The organism is Brevibacillus sp. Leaf182, assembly GCF_001423865.2.
Classification (GTDB): Bacteria; Bacillota; Bacilli; order Brevibacillales; family Brevibacillaceae; genus Brevibacillus; species Brevibacillus brevis_C.
The window spans coordinates 508106-523413 of sequence record NZ_LMPN02000023.1 but is presented as its reverse complement, the minus strand read 5'-3'; the positions used below and the strand labels follow the sequence as shown (position 1 = coordinate 523413).

General features: G+C 46.9%; 14 protein-coding genes. 6 read left to right on the top strand and 8 right to left on the bottom strand.

Annotation, left to right across the window (positions count from 1 at the left end):
• Positions 1 to 485 precede the first annotated feature (485 nt).
• The 4 genes from ASG16_RS15885 to ASG16_RS15870 all read right to left on the bottom strand — a co-directional run bounded on the left by ASG16_RS15885 (position 486) and on the right by ASG16_RS15870 (position 5288).
• Entirely contained in the window at positions 486 to 2090 is a 1605-nt protein-coding gene (locus tag ASG16_RS15885) for a glutathione ABC transporter substrate-binding protein (protein ID WP_056496284.1), read from the bottom strand.
• A 489-nt stretch (positions 2091 to 2579) separates the two neighbouring features.
• Positions 2580 to 3212 carry a sterol desaturase family protein gene (locus tag ASG16_RS15880; protein WP_056496286.1) on the bottom strand — a complete coding sequence of 211 codons (633 nt, stop codon included), beginning with the start codon at positions 3210 to 3212 and terminating at the stop codon, positions 2580 to 2582.
• A gap of 26 nt (positions 3213 to 3238) precedes the next feature.
• On the bottom strand, positions 3239 to 3955 hold the full coding sequence (locus tag ASG16_RS15875) for a GntR family transcriptional regulator (RefSeq protein WP_056496288.1): 717 nt from the start codon (positions 3953 to 3955) through the stop codon (positions 3239 to 3241).
• Positions 3956 to 4214: 259 nt separating this feature from the next.
• The gene (locus tag ASG16_RS15870) at positions 4215 to 5288 is read right to left on the bottom strand and encodes a branched-chain amino acid aminotransferase (protein WP_056496291.1); all 1074 of its coding nucleotides are present in this window, start codon (positions 5286 to 5288) and stop codon (positions 4215 to 4217) included.
• Positions 5289 to 5520: 232 nt separating this feature from the next.
• Between ASG16_RS15870 and ASG16_RS15865 the strand changes: the two genes are divergently transcribed.
• The gene (locus ASG16_RS15865) at positions 5521 to 6303 is read left to right on the top strand and encodes an SDR family oxidoreductase (RefSeq protein ID WP_056496294.1); all 783 of its coding nucleotides are present in this window, start codon (positions 5521 to 5523) and stop codon (positions 6301 to 6303) included.
• Between the two features lie 56 nt (positions 6304 to 6359).
• Here ASG16_RS15865 and ASG16_RS15860 read toward each other — a convergent pair whose 3' ends face one another.
• Complete coding sequence (locus tag ASG16_RS15860) at positions 6360 to 7829, bottom strand: amidohydrolase family protein (protein ID WP_048031895.1); 1470 nt, start codon at positions 7827 to 7829, stop codon at positions 6360 to 6362.
• 285 nt (positions 7830 to 8114) lie between these two features.
• Between ASG16_RS15860 and ASG16_RS15855 the strand changes: the two genes are divergently transcribed.
• Entirely contained in the window at positions 8115 to 9356 is a 1242-nt protein-coding gene (locus tag ASG16_RS15855) for an amidohydrolase family protein (protein ID WP_056496298.1), read from the top strand.
• A 54-nt stretch (positions 9357 to 9410) separates the two neighbouring features.
• Here the strand turns inward: ASG16_RS15855 and ASG16_RS15850 are convergent, their stop codons facing one another.
• Positions 9411 to 10187: a MeeY/MeeF family manganese export membrane protein gene (locus ASG16_RS15850; protein WP_056496300.1), complete on the bottom strand. Its 777-nt coding sequence runs from the start codon at positions 10185 to 10187 to the stop codon at positions 9411 to 9413.
• Positions 10188 to 10308: 121 nt separating this feature from the next.
• The gene (pdxR, locus tag ASG16_RS15845; protein WP_056496303.1) at positions 10309 to 11688 is read right to left on the bottom strand and encodes a MocR-like pyridoxine biosynthesis transcription factor PdxR; all 1380 of its coding nucleotides are present in this window, start codon (positions 11686 to 11688) and stop codon (positions 10309 to 10311) included.
• Positions 11689 to 11790: 102 nt separating this feature from the next.
• Between pdxR and ASG16_RS15840 the strand changes: the two genes are divergently transcribed.
• From ASG16_RS15840 to ASG16_RS15830, 3 genes are read left to right on the top strand one after another with little or no spacing between them, the layout of a single operon-like run.
• The gene (locus tag ASG16_RS15840) at positions 11791 to 12414 is read left to right on the top strand and encodes an FMN-binding negative transcriptional regulator (protein ID WP_056496306.1); all 624 of its coding nucleotides are present in this window, start codon (positions 11791 to 11793) and stop codon (positions 12412 to 12414) included.
• 36 nt (positions 12415 to 12450) lie between these two features.
• Positions 12451 to 13089, top strand: a complete 639-nt coding sequence (locus tag ASG16_RS15835) for a LysE family translocator (RefSeq protein ID WP_056496309.1) — start codon at positions 12451 to 12453, stop codon at positions 13087 to 13089.
• A 28-nt stretch (positions 13090 to 13117) separates the two neighbouring features.
• A complete protein-coding gene (locus tag ASG16_RS15830) occupies positions 13118 to 13828 on the top strand; it encodes a B3/B4 domain-containing protein (RefSeq protein ID WP_056496312.1) in 711 nt (236 codons plus the stop codon).
• Between the two features lie 86 nt (positions 13829 to 13914).
• Here the strand turns inward: ASG16_RS15830 and ASG16_RS15825 are convergent, their stop codons facing one another.
• On the bottom strand, positions 13915 to 14289 hold the full coding sequence (locus tag ASG16_RS15825; protein ID WP_056496315.1) for a nuclear transport factor 2 family protein: 375 nt from the start codon (positions 14287 to 14289) through the stop codon (positions 13915 to 13917).
• A gap of 176 nt (positions 14290 to 14465) precedes the next feature.
• Between ASG16_RS15825 and ASG16_RS15820 the strand changes: the two genes are divergently transcribed.
• The gene (locus ASG16_RS15820; RefSeq protein WP_056496318.1) at positions 14466 to 15308 is read left to right on the top strand and encodes a DUF92 domain-containing protein; all 843 of its coding nucleotides are present in this window, start codon (positions 14466 to 14468) and stop codon (positions 15306 to 15308) included.

Here is a 15308-nt window from a genome sequence, read left to right as displayed (position 1 = left end):
ACGCTCAGCTTCTTGTCCCACCCGCTAGGGATTCACTGTACGACTGCATTCCGTCTCGGTCGGTGTACCAAAGATCTTCGCTTCTTTCTCCTGTTTCCTCTACGAGCATTTTGTGTTTAACGAGCTTTTTGAAGAAAGACATCAGTTACGCCAGAGAAGAATATTTCCAGACGTAGCGACTTGTGAAGTCCTACCAAGCGGAGAAGGGATGAGCGGGCAAAAGAAACGCAACGTGCTTGCGCTACGAAGCGGCTACCACTTTTGCGTTTCCCCGCGAATCCCTTCGGAACGGACAGTCTTAGCGCCCAGCAGGACGAAGCCTGGAGCCTAAACTGGAAATATTCTTCTCCCCACCGCAGCCACAATACTGGCTTCGCCAAGATTTTTGGTGAAGCCTTCGTACCCAAAGGGATATGAGTTTTTATAAATTCTTATCTACTAAAAAAAGACCCTCTCCATTTGTTAGAGAAGGTCTCATGCGCCTGCTATTGAATCGTCACTTGGCTCACGTCAATGTACCCGGATGGACTGATGTACACACCCTGTACATTTTTTGCGATGGCTGCGAGGTTTTCACTGCTGCGGAATGGCAGCAACGGCACCTCCTCCATCTCGATTTGCTGGGCCTCTGCGTAAATTTCCTTGCGCTTCTCTGGATCTTTTTCCTTACGACCTGCTTCAATCAGCGCATCCACTTTCGGATTATTATAGAAGGAATGGTTGCCTGGCACACCTGCTGACGTGCTATGGAAGAGGTTGTACTGGTTGTAATCTGCATCCCCGGTCGCATTACCCCAGCCACTAATGAACATTTGTGCTTCACCTTTTGCCGCCAACTCCAGATATGCCCCGAACTCCATCACTTGAATCTGCAAGTCGATGCCGATTCCCTTCAGTTGGGATTGCAGCACTTCGGCCACATTGATCCGTGCCTTGTTGTCATTAAGATAGATGGTTGCCTTGAATCCGTTGGCGTAGCCTGCTTCGGTGAGTAATTGCTTCGCTTTGTTCAAATCGTATTCCGGCGTTTTAATATTCGGGCTGTAGCCGATGACTTTTGGTCCTAACGACGAGATGGCTACTTTACCGACATTGTTATATACCCCTTTAATAATCGCTTCCTTATCGATCGCATGGGCGATGGCCTGACGGACACGAACATCGTCAAAAGGCTTCTGTTTGACGTTCATCCCGATGTGGTCAACTGCGAATGATTCGAACCGTCCCAAAGACATGCTCTGCGAGTTCTGTACCCTCTCCAGTTCAGTGACCGGAAGCTGTTCTGCGACATGGGCTTCGCCCGTTTCCACCATGGCTACGCGTGTCGCATCCTCAGGAATAGTTTTGAAAACAACTTTTTCCAGCTTCGGTTGGGTGCCCCAATACTTTTCATTTTTCACCATGACGATTTCTTGTCCAGGCGTCCACGATTCAAAGATAAACGGCCCCGTACCTACTGGTTTCTTTGACAACTCTTTGCCAAATTCCTTAATCGCCTTCGGACTGATGATGCCACCCTCGGCACTCGCCAGTACAGACAGGAGTCCTGCGAACGGATAATGTAAAATAATATCTACCTTCAGTGGATCTACGACCTTCACTTCTTTAATCATACCAAACATGTTTGCTTTGGGAGTCGGATTGTCTTTGTCCAAGATACGGTCGATTGTCTTCTTCACAGCCTCAGCATTGAAGGGTTCACCGTCATGGAAGGTAACACCGTCACGCAGTGTGAACTCCCAGGTGACATCGTCTTTTTGTTTCCATTCCTTTGCCAAAAGAGGTTTGTACTCACTATTCCGATCCATCATGACCAGACCTTCATAGAGCTTGTGCTGCGTCACTGCCATGGAATTAATCTGGGTACTGAAATGCGGGTCCAAATTATTCGCATCGGACAAGCGCGCAATAATCAAGGTACCGCCTCCACCCGCTGCGGCCGATGAAGACGCGGGGCTAGTCGAAGCTTGATTGGAGTTGGACGCGGAATTCGTCCCACTGGATGTCTGACTGCCACCACAGCCTGCCAAGACTGTGGAAAGCAAGACAGACAGGGCAAGAATAGATCCTAGCATGTGCTTCTTCTTCACTGTGAATGCCCCCTTATTCTGGATGATAGAATGAAAAGAATATGACATGACTAAATATTACTAATTTTCTCACTATTAATCTTTTCATTATCTTTACCTTTCTTTTCATTTTCTTTACCATGTGGTTTTTGAATGTTCAAAATAACTCTATTGAAGGTGCCTAGTGCCTACATAGTGGAGGAGAAGAAAAAGCACAGTTCTCTTCGACTCTGACACGCCAGCAGGGGGGATTCACTGGACGTCTCCACTTAAAAAGGGGACCGTCGAGCCAAAGCCACCGTACGGGCGGAAGTTTCTCGAGGAAGAAGTGTTCGACAAGCGTTTGTCCCCTTTTTTAAGTTCCGACTGGGTAGGCGTTTTCAAGGTCTGCGAGCCCTGTGCTTTTTCTTCTCACTAGCTTTGGCGTTTATCGATAGCTTCTAAAACTAGAAAGAAAAAAACATCCCTCAAAAAAGGGATGGCCGTGCAAAAAATTTCGAAATATGCCATTTACAGTTCAACATCTTTGTCCCACCGTCTTTCCAGATCCCTCACAGTTAAACTTTTCTCAACATCCTGTTCGTTTTTGTAAGTTCCCAGCATGATGTCAAAGACAGGGCTGGTAACACCGTACCAGTAATGTTCATTTTTGAAATGATGCCATAGATGGAGCTTTTTCATCCAGCGCCCCCATGGAGATATGGGTTGAACCGGACGATGGGCGATATAATGCGTCCATTCATAAAATAGCAAAAATCCTATCACGCCTGTAACAAAGGCATTGGTCACAATCACGTCAGAAGTAAACAGATAACAAACGGCTCCGGTTCCTGCAATGAGCGGAAAGCTGTACCACACGGGCAAGAACAACAGGTGCAAGTTGTTCGGATCGGCGTGATGATCGTAATGTAAGCGTTTTAACAAATGGAGAAAAAATGGATTTCGAGGCGGTTTGAGGTGAAAGAGAAATCGATGAATCAAGTATTCGCTCGCCGCATATCCAATCATCCCCGCCACGAGTGCCACCCATGTTTCCAATAGGTACCAGCCAGAAAGAGTGAAAGACAAGCTAATCAGAAATAGAATGCTCATGATGAGGATATCCGGAAACGTAAAGAATTCCTTTAGAAACTTTGCCTTCAACAGAACCGCCCTCCTCTTGTGCTCCTTCACTTATCTTGTTCCAACTTGGTTCGGTTTCTCCACAGCTCCAAACTGTTTTCCATTGCCTTTCTGGCTACACGCTCTGCTTCGATGTAATCTCCCTGTAAAGCGACATTCAACAATTCATGGTAATAATGCCAAGATGCCTCGCGGTGTTCCGGGACAGAAAAATACCGCCTCGCCATTTTTAGGTAAAAGGAATCAAAACTGTTTACAATCAGTAAATAGATAGGATTTGGGGAAAGCCTCGTCAGATTTTTCTGGAGCTCCCAGTCAAACGCTGCATAACCATCAGCATCAGGTTTCAGTTGATCGAGATTGGCAAGCAATGCGACTACCTTCGGCTGATGAGTAGCAACCGCGTTACGAATGTAAGCAGGCGCCAACGATATCCGCAGTTCCAGCAAGTACGAAATAAACTCATCCGTAACATCTTCGTGGTTTTGAATGATATGGACAAGGGTCATTACATTGCCTTGATGCCAATAATCGTTGACAATTGCCGGATGTCCTTTCCGCACAGTGATCCAGCCATCCCTTTCCAAACGTTGCAGTGCTTCTCTAACGGTTGGCCGACCTACCCCGTAGTACTCTGCCAACTCCCGTTCCGGCCGCAGCGTACTTCCTGTAGGATACTCTCGGGTCAAAATGGCCTTGATTAACTTCATCTCAATTTGATCCGACGACCGTTCTTTCTTTCCCCCTTTTTTCTCCAATGTCATTGTCGCCTCCCTGCGCTGCTGGCCCTTGGTCCTACAACAAATTTTTGTGGTATTACCACAAAAGGTAATATTTTACACATCTTCTGTCAATAGGTGAAATACTGCGACTTACCAGTACCTGCGCGAAATTGAGTGTTCCTTCACCGGCTTGTAGCCAGCTCGACAGGTTGACCCGATGGCGTCGAGAAATACCGAATCAAAAAAGGCATAGCCCTCTTTCGAAAAAGAGAAGGCTATGCCTCTTATTTCACTGGCGTGATTATTCTGTTACTTCTACCGACCAGCCAAACTTGTCTTCACGATCACCGTACTGGATTCCTGTCATCTCGTCGTACAGTCTCGTGGTCAATTCCCCTGTTTTTTCACCGTTAATGATCATCTGATGTCCGTTCCAGTTCAGATCACCTACTGGGGAAATAACAGCCGCTGTTCCGGTACCGAATGCTTCCTCCAGCTCACCGTTGACGTAAGCGGTATACAGGTCTTCCATGGAAATCCGCTTCTCTACGACTGGAATTCCCCAGTCCTTGAGCAATTGGATGGTCGAATCTCTCGTGATACCCTCCAGGATACTGCCGTTCAATGCTGGGGTCCACACTTCCCCTTTTACCTTGAAGAACACGTTCATGCTGCCTACTTCTTCAATATATTTATTCTCAACGCCATCGAGCCACAGCACTTGCTCATAGCCTTTTTCTTTTGCTTCCACTTGTGCTTTCAGACTGCCTGCGTAGTTACCTGCCACTTTAGCGTTTCCTGTTCCGCCTCTTACCGCACGCACATAGTTGTTTTCTACGTAAATTTTTACGGGCTTCATGCCACCTGCATAGTACGCTCCAACTGGGGAGAGTACAATCACCAATTTATACGTATACGAAGCGCGAACACCAAAGCATGGCTCTGTCGCGATTACGAAGGGACGAATGTAGAGAGACTGTCCGCTTTCTGTTGGAATCCATTCTTTATCTACTGCCACCAGCTGTTTCAATGCCTCGACCATGAATTCCTCGTCGATCAACGGCATGCTCATACGCTCCAATGAACGGTTCATACGCTTGAAATTTTGATCAGGACGGAACAAGCGAACCTTGCCCTCTTGATTGCGATAAGCTTTCAAGCCCTCAAATACAGCTTGCCCGTAATGGAACACCATTGCTGCCGGGTCCAATGTCAGCGGAGAGTAAGGAACGATTTGTGGATCATGCCATCCTTTACCTTCTGTATAATCCATGGTGAACATATGATCGGTAAAATGAACACCGAACCCCAGCTTGTCAGATGCTGGTTTCTCTTTTTTCTGTTCTGTCCGGGTAATTGTTAACTGACACTCCATCTTCTACATCTCCCTTAGTATTAAATCCACGATTTGAACAACTTCCTATATATACAAAATAGCAACAATTTTGCATGATTTCCAGCGTAAGTTTCTCCTCCCCCTACAATTTATGGTTATTTAGCGAAAACTTCGTAAAATTTTCGTGATTGATTTTTTACTTCGTATGCAGGATGAAAGGAATAGATATCCCGAAAAGAATGTATAGGGACAGAAATGAGGAGGAATATGTATGACCACACACCTTCGCTTGCACGGAAAGATTGCCATTGTAACAGGTGCCAGCCGCCTTCAAGGAATTGGGGCTGCTATCTGTCAAATGCTGGCCTCACACGGCGCCGATATTTTCCATACGTATTGGACCGCCTATGACCAATCAATGGCGTATGGGATGCAAAAGGATGAACCCGCAATCTTGCAGGAAGAGATCAGACGCTACGGAGTCAGATGTGCCGGGATCGAGATCGACCTGTCACAGCCTGATGCGTACAAGGAGGTGCTCGACGCAGCTACAGCGCAACTGGGCGAACCAAGCATCCTCGTCAACAACGCTTGCTACTCGACAAATGACGGCTACGAGGTACTGGATACAGCCAGTTTGGACGCACATTATGCCATCAATGTGCGGGCAACCACCATGCTCAGTGTGGAATTTGCACGTCGCTTCTCTCAACAACGCGGAGGCCGAATCATCAACATGACATCTGGTCAGTCCAAAGGCCCGATGGTCGGCGAGATCGCGTATGCCGCAACAAAAGGAGCCGTAGATGCTCTTACGACGACACTGGCAGCCGAAGTGGCTGCACGAGGGATTACGGTCAACGCTGTAAATCCTGGGCCCACCGATTCAGGCTGGATAACCGAAGATATCAGACAAAACATTTTGCAGCGATTTCCTTTGGGACGGATCGGACAGCCCGAGGATGCAGCACGTCTTGTCGCTTTTCTAGCAAGTGACGAAGCGGAATGGATCACTGGACAGATTATGCATTCCGAAGGCGGGTTCATCCGGTAAGTAAAAAAGCACAATCCGCCGTTTCTAGCAGATTGTGCTTCTTCTTTTTGTTCAGTCTATGGTTTGCTCACGATTGGGAAAGAAGGCTTGAACAGCTCTTTTTCGCCCAGTTGTTGATAGTCGCGCTCTACGTAGCCCAAACGCATCTTGTCAAAATAACGCTGTCCCTTTGCTTTGATCTCTTCCAGATCCACTCCTGGCAGGAGGCGGTCTTTCATTACGGTGCGTCCAGCGATGATTGAGAGCTTCACATCACGACCTGAGCCACACGTAATGATTGTACGGATTGGATCATCAACCGCACCCATGTGGAAACCGTCCAGATCGATGGCAATGATATCTGCTTTTGCTCCCGGCGCCAATCGTCCCAGATCATCTCTGCCAAGGAAACGTGCGCCGCCCAATGTTGCTGCGCGGTAAATATCCGCGTAGCTGGAATCCGCGACATCGCCTTCCACCAAACGGGACAGCATGCTGGCTGTGCGAATGTTTTGGATGAAATCAGGCGGGAACGTATCGGTTCCAATCGCGATGTTGACGCCCCGGCGTTTGTACCGGGCAAACGATTCGAGTGCCTCACCGTGGCGACCGACTACGAGCGGGCAGTGAATCACGGTCGTACCTGTCTCTTGGAGGATCGCCAAATCGTCTCCCTCTCCGAATTTTGCTTTACTAAAGCCTGGAATGAAATGTGCGTGCGGAATTGCCGTTTTCTTTCCGAGAAAGCCAATCTCATTCAGGAACTGAATCGGTGATTTGTTGTGACGACGATGGATTTCCGTATATTCATAGAGACCTTGTGCGGCATGCAGACGGATGGGACAACCGAGCTCCTCGCTGTAGCGCTTTGTGTTGATCAGGTTCTCTACAGACTGTGACTCGATTCGCTCTGGTGCCAGCATTCCACGGATGAGTCCGTTGTGAGCCCCATCAAAATCTTTGACAAATTGTACAGCCCGCTCCAGACCTGCTTGTCCTTCTGCTTCGTTCCACAGTACCTCGATTTCTCCGTTTGCCTTCACGACACGCATACCGGACTGATAGCTCGGCCCCATGTACATACGCAATCCCAAGCGTCCTGCATGATCGGCTGCTGCTGCCAGCTCCTCATACGTTTCCGCCCAGCGCTTGTAGAAAACGGATGTAATCGGCATGGCTGTCGTTACCCCATTTAGAATCAGTTGGCTGTAGGCGAAAAGCGATTTGAACGCCTCTTCCTCAGGGGTCATTACCTCATGGTAGCCTTTGCGGTAGTAGTCTTCCGACCAGAGCATATTTTTGTTTCTCGCAGAAGCTTGCTCCAGATGTACGATGTCGTGATCGATGTCACCCAACGCATTCAGGTCAATGAAGCCTGGGCTGACTACTGCATTGCCAGCATCGATCACTTCATCTACCTCGCCATCAAAATGGTGCCCCACATACACAATGGTGTCATTCTCGTAAACGACTTCCCCATCTTTGATAATCACATGATCTTCGCCGTCAAAACCGATGACATATTTTGCGGTTATTTTCTTTTTCATGATGATCCTCCCTACTCTTTTTCTCGTTCCGGCCTCTCCACTCCATTGTATCCTTTGTCATTATAGGAAATATTCTGTAAAATTTGTTTCAAAACCTTTACGTGTATTTGCACAATCTTTACTCCTTTTCGAAAACAGGCAAGATTCCAAGCAATACGTAAAGATCATGCAAAAACTAGTAAAAAAGATGAACAACTTTGTTCGAAATATTCACTACAATTAACAGAGACACCTAGATTGGACTCTCATCCACTACTTGCAAGATAGAGAAAGGGCTGATTTCTAGTGATGCAAGCTTTTTGGTTAACCAACGTACTTCTCGATAAAGGATTTGAAACAGGGGAAGACGGCGTCTTTCACACAATCTCAGAAATCTGTCATTTGAAAATCGAAGACGGCAAAATCGCAGAGATCGTTTCCGCGAACGAACCACTCGACACCACTTTACCGCAAGAAGATGCAAAAGGTTTATTGGCCCTCCCCTCTTTTGTTGAAAAGCATAATCATCTGGATAAAACGTATGCGGGCGCAACCTGGAAGTCTTGCCTTCCTCCGAAAAAACTGATCGATCGCTTAGAGTTCGAAGCAAAAGAAATGCCGCTGATAACTGGGACGACCAAAGAGCGCGCACAAGCGATGCTCCAGTTGCATATCAAAGGCGGTGCCACACATGTACGCACACACGTCAACATCGATCCTTACATCGGCCTGAAAAACCTGGAGGGTGTGCGTGCAGCCCTGGAAGAGTACAGCGATCGCCTGACGTATGAAATCGTTGCTTTCCCGCAGCAGGGGCTCCTGCGCACACAAGCAAGCTCCTTGATGAGACAAGCGATGAAGGAAGGCGCTACACTTGTTGGGGGCTTGGACCCGGCTGGGATTGATAATGAATTGGAGGGCTCCTTGCGTGAAATGATGGACATTGCGGTGGAAGCAGATGCGGATGTTGATATTCACCTGCATGATCCGGGGACACTCGGCTTCTATACGATCAAAAGACTACTCGATCTGACCGAGGAAGCTGGCTGGCAGAACCGTATGGCCATCAGTCATGCCTTTGCGCTCGGAGATGTGTCGATGGAGGAAAGCTCGGACATGGCAGATCGATTGTCCCAGCTGGGAACGATGATCATGACGACCGTTCCGATTAATCGGGCGATGCCACCTGTTCCGATGCTTCATGCCAAAGGCGTACATGTCGCGCTTGGTTACGATGGTTTCTACGATTCGTGGTCGCCATATGGCACAGGCGATATGCTGGATAAGCTAAACCGTCTGGTCGAGCGCTACCGTTGGGTCGATGAGAAATCATTGGTGCAATCCTTGTACTTCATCACCGGAGGAAAAACAACGCTCGATAAAGATGGCAACCGCGCATGGCCAAAGGTTGGCGACGAGGCAAGCATCGTGTTTGCAGAAAGCTCCTGCTCTGCGGAAGCGATTGCGAGAAAATCTCGTCGGGCTGCTGTCATGTTTAAAGGGAAAATTGTGCATGGTGCTTTGGAGAGAATGGAAGCGGGCAGATAATAGATGGAAAGGCTTCGCCGATTTGGGCGAAGCCTCTTTATATCTTGTCTGATATTAAGCCACAGGATGATTGGAGGAAGATTCCTTCTCTTTAGATAAGAACCAACCCAGTACAGCGATCAAGAGAAGAACGGTCCAGAACGTTGCCTTCCACGCGACTGACTTTGGAAAATCAGCTGCCAAATATCCTAGCTCAGGGTGCGACAGTGTGTATACGGCCAACTTGACTCCAACCCAGCCGACGATCAAAAATGCGGCTGTCTCTATTCCGGGCTTGCGTTGCAGCAATCCGACAAAGTAAGAAGCGGCAAATCGCATAATGACTAAACCGATGATCCCACCTGCTAGAATGACACCAAACTGCCCGCCATCCAATCCACCTACTTTTGGTAATGACGTCTCCGGGAGTGTCACCGCAAAAGCAACAGCAGCAAGGATAGCGTCAACAGCAAAGGCAAGGTCCGCTAATTCCACTTTCAGTACCGTCATCCATAATCCAGAGCCTTGCTTCTCGGTGCCAGTCTCCTTATTGTGATCTTTGCGCAATATAAATTTCTTCACGATATGGTGGATGGCTATAAACAGGAGGTAAGCTGCCCCGATTGCCTGGACTTGCCATACGTCCACGAGGTAAGAAATGATAAACAGCGAACCGAAACGAAACAGGAAGGCTCCGGCAAGCCCATAAAATAGAGCTTTCTTTCTCTCTTTCTCTGGCAGATGCTTCACCATAATTGCGATCACCAAAGCATTGTCTGCCGCCAAGATCCCTTCTAGGCCAATCAGGACAAGTAGCACCCATCCATACTCCAATATCATAGCCCAATCCATTCCAGTCCCCCCTTATGTAAGTCCTATCCCTCTTTGTGGTAAATCCATCCTTTCTCTTTTTCTAGTATACTGTATTCCTGTTGGTTATAAGCATATAAACATATACTTATGTTAATGAATTTTAAAACCACGCCTTTTTTAAGAGCTTCACACCAAGCTGGATTTCATCACTTGTTAAATTACTGAAACCAAGTTTCATCATTGGTTGATCGGTTTTGTTTTTAATGAAGAAGAGTGAGGTAGGATAGACTTTAACTCCCTGAATGGCCGCTTGTTGAATGAGCCATTCTTCTGAACGCTCCACGTGTACTTTGACTAATACGTACAATCCAGACTGCTCGCCAATGATAGAAATATGTTGGTTGAAATGCTTCCGTAATTCACTAGCGAAGTGCTGCATTTTTCGTTTATAAACCAGACGCATTCGTTTAATATGGCGATTCCATTCTCCTTCCTCCATAAATTTCGCCATGGCGAATTGGCTAAGGAGTGAAGTCGTGCTCTCGAAATGGGCGAATTGATTTTTATAACAGTTGATAAGCGGCTGTGGCAACACCATATAACTCAAACGAATACCTGGCAGAAAGCACTTCGAGAAATTTCCAAGATAAATCACTCTCGTTGAATCGATGGAAGCGAGAGCCGGAAATGGTTGTTGGGTATAGCGATATTCACTATCATAATCGTCTTCGATAATATATCCTTGCCTATTTTTGGCCCAATGGATGAGTGCATGCCTTTGTTGAATGGGCATACTTACCCCATATGGACTGTGATGGGACGGTGCCACATATATCAATCGTGATTTCATATGTTCCAAGTGTGAAAAATCAGCACCTGTCTCATAAACGGGTAACGTTTCCAGTGTAAAACGATTTAATTGAAAAGCTTTCCTGGCACCATCATAACCAGGGTCCTCTACAATGATGCTAGAAAAATCATTTTTCAGGACAAGACCGAGATAGACAAGCATTTGTTGGGTACTACTTCCGATAATGATGGCATCTGGTTCAGTTCTCACCCCACGAGACTGGAGTAAATAGGCTGCAATTTGCTCACGTAGGCTCCATTCACCAAAAGGCTCCCCGTACCGAAAGCTGTCCTTTTCCGTTAATACTTGATTCGATATCCTCCTCCACGTTTTTAAAGGGAAATGCGCTTGATCGACGACGTCTGCGCGAAAATCAATGCGAACAGGTGGTACTGGCTCTGTATGCTTGTGAGTAGTAGAGCTGCGAGCCTCTTGAAATAAAACGGGCTCTAACTCATTTACAAAATAACCTTTTCGGCCTTCTCCACGAATATACCCTTCAGCAACAAGCTGTTCATACGCCATTAATGTTGTATTACGGCTGACATGTAAGGAATCTGCAAGTTGACGAATGGAGGGCAATGGCTCATCCGCCTTTATGTCGCCTTGCTCTATAAATGATTTAAATTTCTCGTAGATTTGTTTGTATTTAGGAGAATTATCTTTGAAGGTAAAAATGGTATTTTTCATTTGCACTCCTTCTGACATGTATATTTGTTTACTATTGTATCTTTTTTTATGTCAGTTTGTATCATACTCTTGTTTCAAATACAAGTTGAAAGGGTGGTTATTATGTACATTCCTAAGCAATATCGGATGGAACATGATGAGGCAGTTCAAATGATGAAGTCTAACCCGTTTGCCCTATTGATTACAGTTGATGAACATCGCCCGTTGGCTACGCATATCCCGTTGGAAATTCGTGAAGAGGAAGGGAAAATCTATGCGACTGGGCACATCGCATACGGAAACATGCAGAAGAAAACGTTGGATACTAATAGAGATGTTTTGCTGATTTTTCAAGGACCGCACGCTTACATTTCGTCAAGCTGGTATGAGAGTGAACAGGTTCCCACATGGGACTATCTCGCTGTACATGCGTATGGGACAGCACGTATCCTCACGAAGGATGAACTCAAGTCGGCTTTGGATACCATGCTTACCCACTATGAATCTCACCGCGAAAATGGTCGACTCTGGGATACATTTGATCCTGAATTGCTTGAGAGAGAAATGAAAGGAATCGTTGGTTTTGAGATTGAAATCACCTCGATTCAAGGGGCAGCCAAAATGAGCCAAAATCGCAACAACACCGATTATCAATCGATTGTGGCAGAGCTTGAAAAATCTAATGATCAAGAGGAAATTCAGGTTGCTCAGTGGCTGCGTGAGCAACGGAGGGAGTTATTTAAATGATCAGCCGCCTATAAATACAACAAGGAGTTGCATCTTATGGAGTTCTCAACTATTTGGCTATTTGTCATTGCCGCTGCTACGCTGTTAATCATACCCGGACCAGCTGTGTTCTATATTATGGCTAGAAGTATCGATCAAGGAAAGAAAGCGGGTCTGGTATCTGTTCTTGGTGTGTCTCTTGGTGGTTCTGTTCACGTTTTAGCTGGAGCAATCGGAGTTTCTGCGATTCTTATGACATCAGCAACAGCCTTTCATATCGTGAAATACTTGGGTGCTGCTTATCTTATCTATCTGGGGTGTAAGACTTTATTTTCTAAAGCGGATCGAACGGCTTCTGACATTCCAAAAGCCCCTCGCAAAAAATTACGAAAGATTTTTTACGAATCAGCGCTTGTCGAGGTAATGAATCCTAAGACAGCCCTCTTCTTTTTAGCCTTCTTTCCGCAATTCATATCACCTACTGCTGGGTCAGTCACGGTTCAATTTTTGCTTTTAGGAACGATATTTATTATCCTCGCTTTTGTTAGCGATGGTCTGTATGCCGTTCTCGCAGCAAGCATGAGAAAGCGGATTGTCAGTAGTACGGCGAGTTCAAAGGTAGTGAATCAGATAACTGGTTATTTCTATATTGCTCTAGGAATTTTCTCCGCCTTTGCGAGCCCCTCCAAAACATAATAAGTGAAATGAAACGGAGAGATAGGTTATGACTAGCTTTATCATTGAAGATGATTTTTGGTCGTTATTTCCGCATGCAAAAATAGGCATCGTGATTTGCGAGGGAATTGATAATTCAATTAGGGACGTTGAAAAATACGAGAGGCTGCTGCAAGAGGCAGAGAAAGAAGCGCATAAATTCTTACGTCTAGAGGAATTCAGCAGTAATCCTGTCATTTCTGTTTGGCGAGAAGCTTTTCAGAAATTCAAGACTAAGAAAGGGGCAAGGTGTTCCATTGAAGCTTTATTAAAAAGAGTGAAAAATGGCAATCCGATCGGAACAATAAACCCGCTTGTTGACATCTATAATTCCATTTCCTTGCGTTATGGCCTTCCGTGTGGTGGAGAAGATATCGATACTTTTGTAGGCGATATTCGCCTGACGCAGGCAAATGGCAACGAACCGTTTCTCCCATTGGGACAGGATGAAAATGCTTCGCCATATGAAGGGGAAATTGTTTATAAAGATGATGTCGGTGCCATATGCAGATGCTGGAATTGGCGTGAAGCTCAGAGGACGATGCTAACAGAAAATACGAAAAATGCATTCCTCTGTATGGAATTAGTAGATGAAACAAGAAGCGATGAATTCCATCTGGCGCTAAAAGAATTGTCTGATATCGTGCCACATCATCTTGGCGGTATGGTGAAAATGGAAGTGCTAGATATCAATCATAAGGAAATGACCATCTTTGGTTAAACAAACAGCAGCCAAATGCACTGGCTGCCATTCTCTTTGTTTATGAAACGATCAATGCCCGCTTGCTCAACAACCATATCCTGACGTTAGAACATTCCATTCTCATTGGGAGAATCATCCGGTATGGGCTGGCCTACATCCCAGAATTCGACGATTTGGTCGTTATGAAAACGGAAGATATGGACCACAGCTCCCCCGAGATCCTCTTGGTTTTGCTTCACATGAGAATGAACGGCAACGATATCCCCCTCTTCGATGGCACGTTTCACTTCGAGAATCTTATGAGGATTCTTTGCGGCGTTCTCTTCCATTGCGAGCATGAGCGAATGAGCATCGCCACGGAAAAAGGGATTATGGTGGCGGAAATTCGGACCAGTGTATCTTTGGTATGCTTCTCGCACATTCCCCGACGCTACCAGTTGCAAAAATGAGACTGCATTCTCTTTAAGAGAAGTCTTCATCACAGATCATCCTTTCTTTATTATGATACCCGTTCGTACAACACGTCTATCTATGCCCAACTTTTTACATGTTTTAACGTTCTCGTAATAAACTCCTTCATTGCTTGCGAAAGAAACCGCTCATCTCGCCTGCTACGTTGAGGTATAATAGTTCAAAGTAAAGGGAGGCGGAATCTGTGGAGTGGTTAATCGGTCTGGCCTGCAGCGCTGGGATTGCGGGAGCGGCTTATGTAAAACGGTCGTTGTCCGGTTCCGGCTTTTTGGCGGCGGTGATGCTGGGCACTGTGATGTATGCACTCGGAAGCCCTATCTGGTTCGGCTCCCTCATCGCTTTTTTTGTCTCGTCCACTTTATTGTCCAAGTGGAAAAAGCATAAAAAGCAAGAGGCGGAGAGCGGTTATGAGAAAACGGGGAGACGCGATGCCGGGCAGGTGCTCGCAAACGGCGGACTCGGGCTCCTGTTATGTGTAGCAAATTGGGCGTGGCCGCATCCGCTTTGGTGGTACGCGTTCCTCGGCGTGATGGCGGCGGTAACAGCCGATACATGGGCGACAGAAATCGGCGGATTGAGCCGGAAGCCCCCGAGATCGATCAAGACGGGTCAACGTGTTCCGCCCGGCACTTCTGGCGGCATTTCTGGCCTGGGCATGGGTGCTTCGCTGGCTGGGGGACTATTTATCGGCGGTGCAGCGTGGTTGCTGCTTGCGATACCCGGTCAACCCGCGCCGGATGGGCTCACACCTGCCCTCAGACTGGCAGCCTGGATTGGCATAGCAGGACTGGCGGGCATGGTAGGGTCACTGGTTGATTCATGGATCGGTGCGACATGGCAGCAAATGTACCGTTGTGATGCTTGCGGGCGTGAAATCGAACAGGCTCGTCACTGCGGCAAGCCAGCCGTGCGAATCCGCGGTCGCGCTGGTTGGAACAACGATGCCGTCAATGTCGCAGGCTCGCTTGCAGGTGGTGCTTTCGCCGTCTTATTGGCGCTGGCATTCGGGTTATCGTTTGACCAATAA

Coding starts and splice junctions, on each gene's coding strand:
- ASG16_RS15825 (WP_056496315.1), bottom strand. CDS start 14,289: ATGAAGACTTCTCTTAAAGAGAATGCAGTCTCATTTTTGCAACTGGTA.
- ASG16_RS15875 (WP_056496288.1), bottom strand. CDS start 3,955: ATGACATTGGAGAAAAAAGGGGGAAAGAAAGAACGGTCGTCGGATCAA.
- ASG16_RS15865 (WP_056496294.1), top strand. CDS start 5,521: ATGACCACACACCTTCGCTTGCACGGAAAGATTGCCATTGTAACAGGT.
- ASG16_RS15860 (WP_048031895.1), bottom strand. CDS start 7,829: ATGAAAAAGAAAATAACCGCAAAATATGTCATCGGTTTTGACGGCGAA.
- ASG16_RS15835 (WP_056496309.1), top strand. CDS start 12,451: ATGGAGTTCTCAACTATTTGGCTATTTGTCATTGCCGCTGCTACGCTG.
- ASG16_RS15830 (WP_056496312.1), top strand. CDS start 13,118: ATGACTAGCTTTATCATTGAAGATGATTTTTGGTCGTTATTTCCGCAT.
- ASG16_RS15840 (WP_056496306.1), top strand. CDS start 11,791: ATGTACATTCCTAAGCAATATCGGATGGAACATGATGAGGCAGTTCAA.
- ASG16_RS15850 (WP_056496300.1), bottom strand. CDS start 10,187: ATGGATTGGGCTATGATATTGGAGTATGGATGGGTGCTACTTGTCCTG.
- pdxR (WP_056496303.1), bottom strand. CDS start 11,688: ATGAAAAATACCATTTTTACCTTCAAAGATAATTCTCCTAAATACAAA.
- ASG16_RS15870 (WP_056496291.1), bottom strand. CDS start 5,288: ATGGAGTGTCAGTTAACAATTACCCGGACAGAACAGAAAAAAGAGAAA.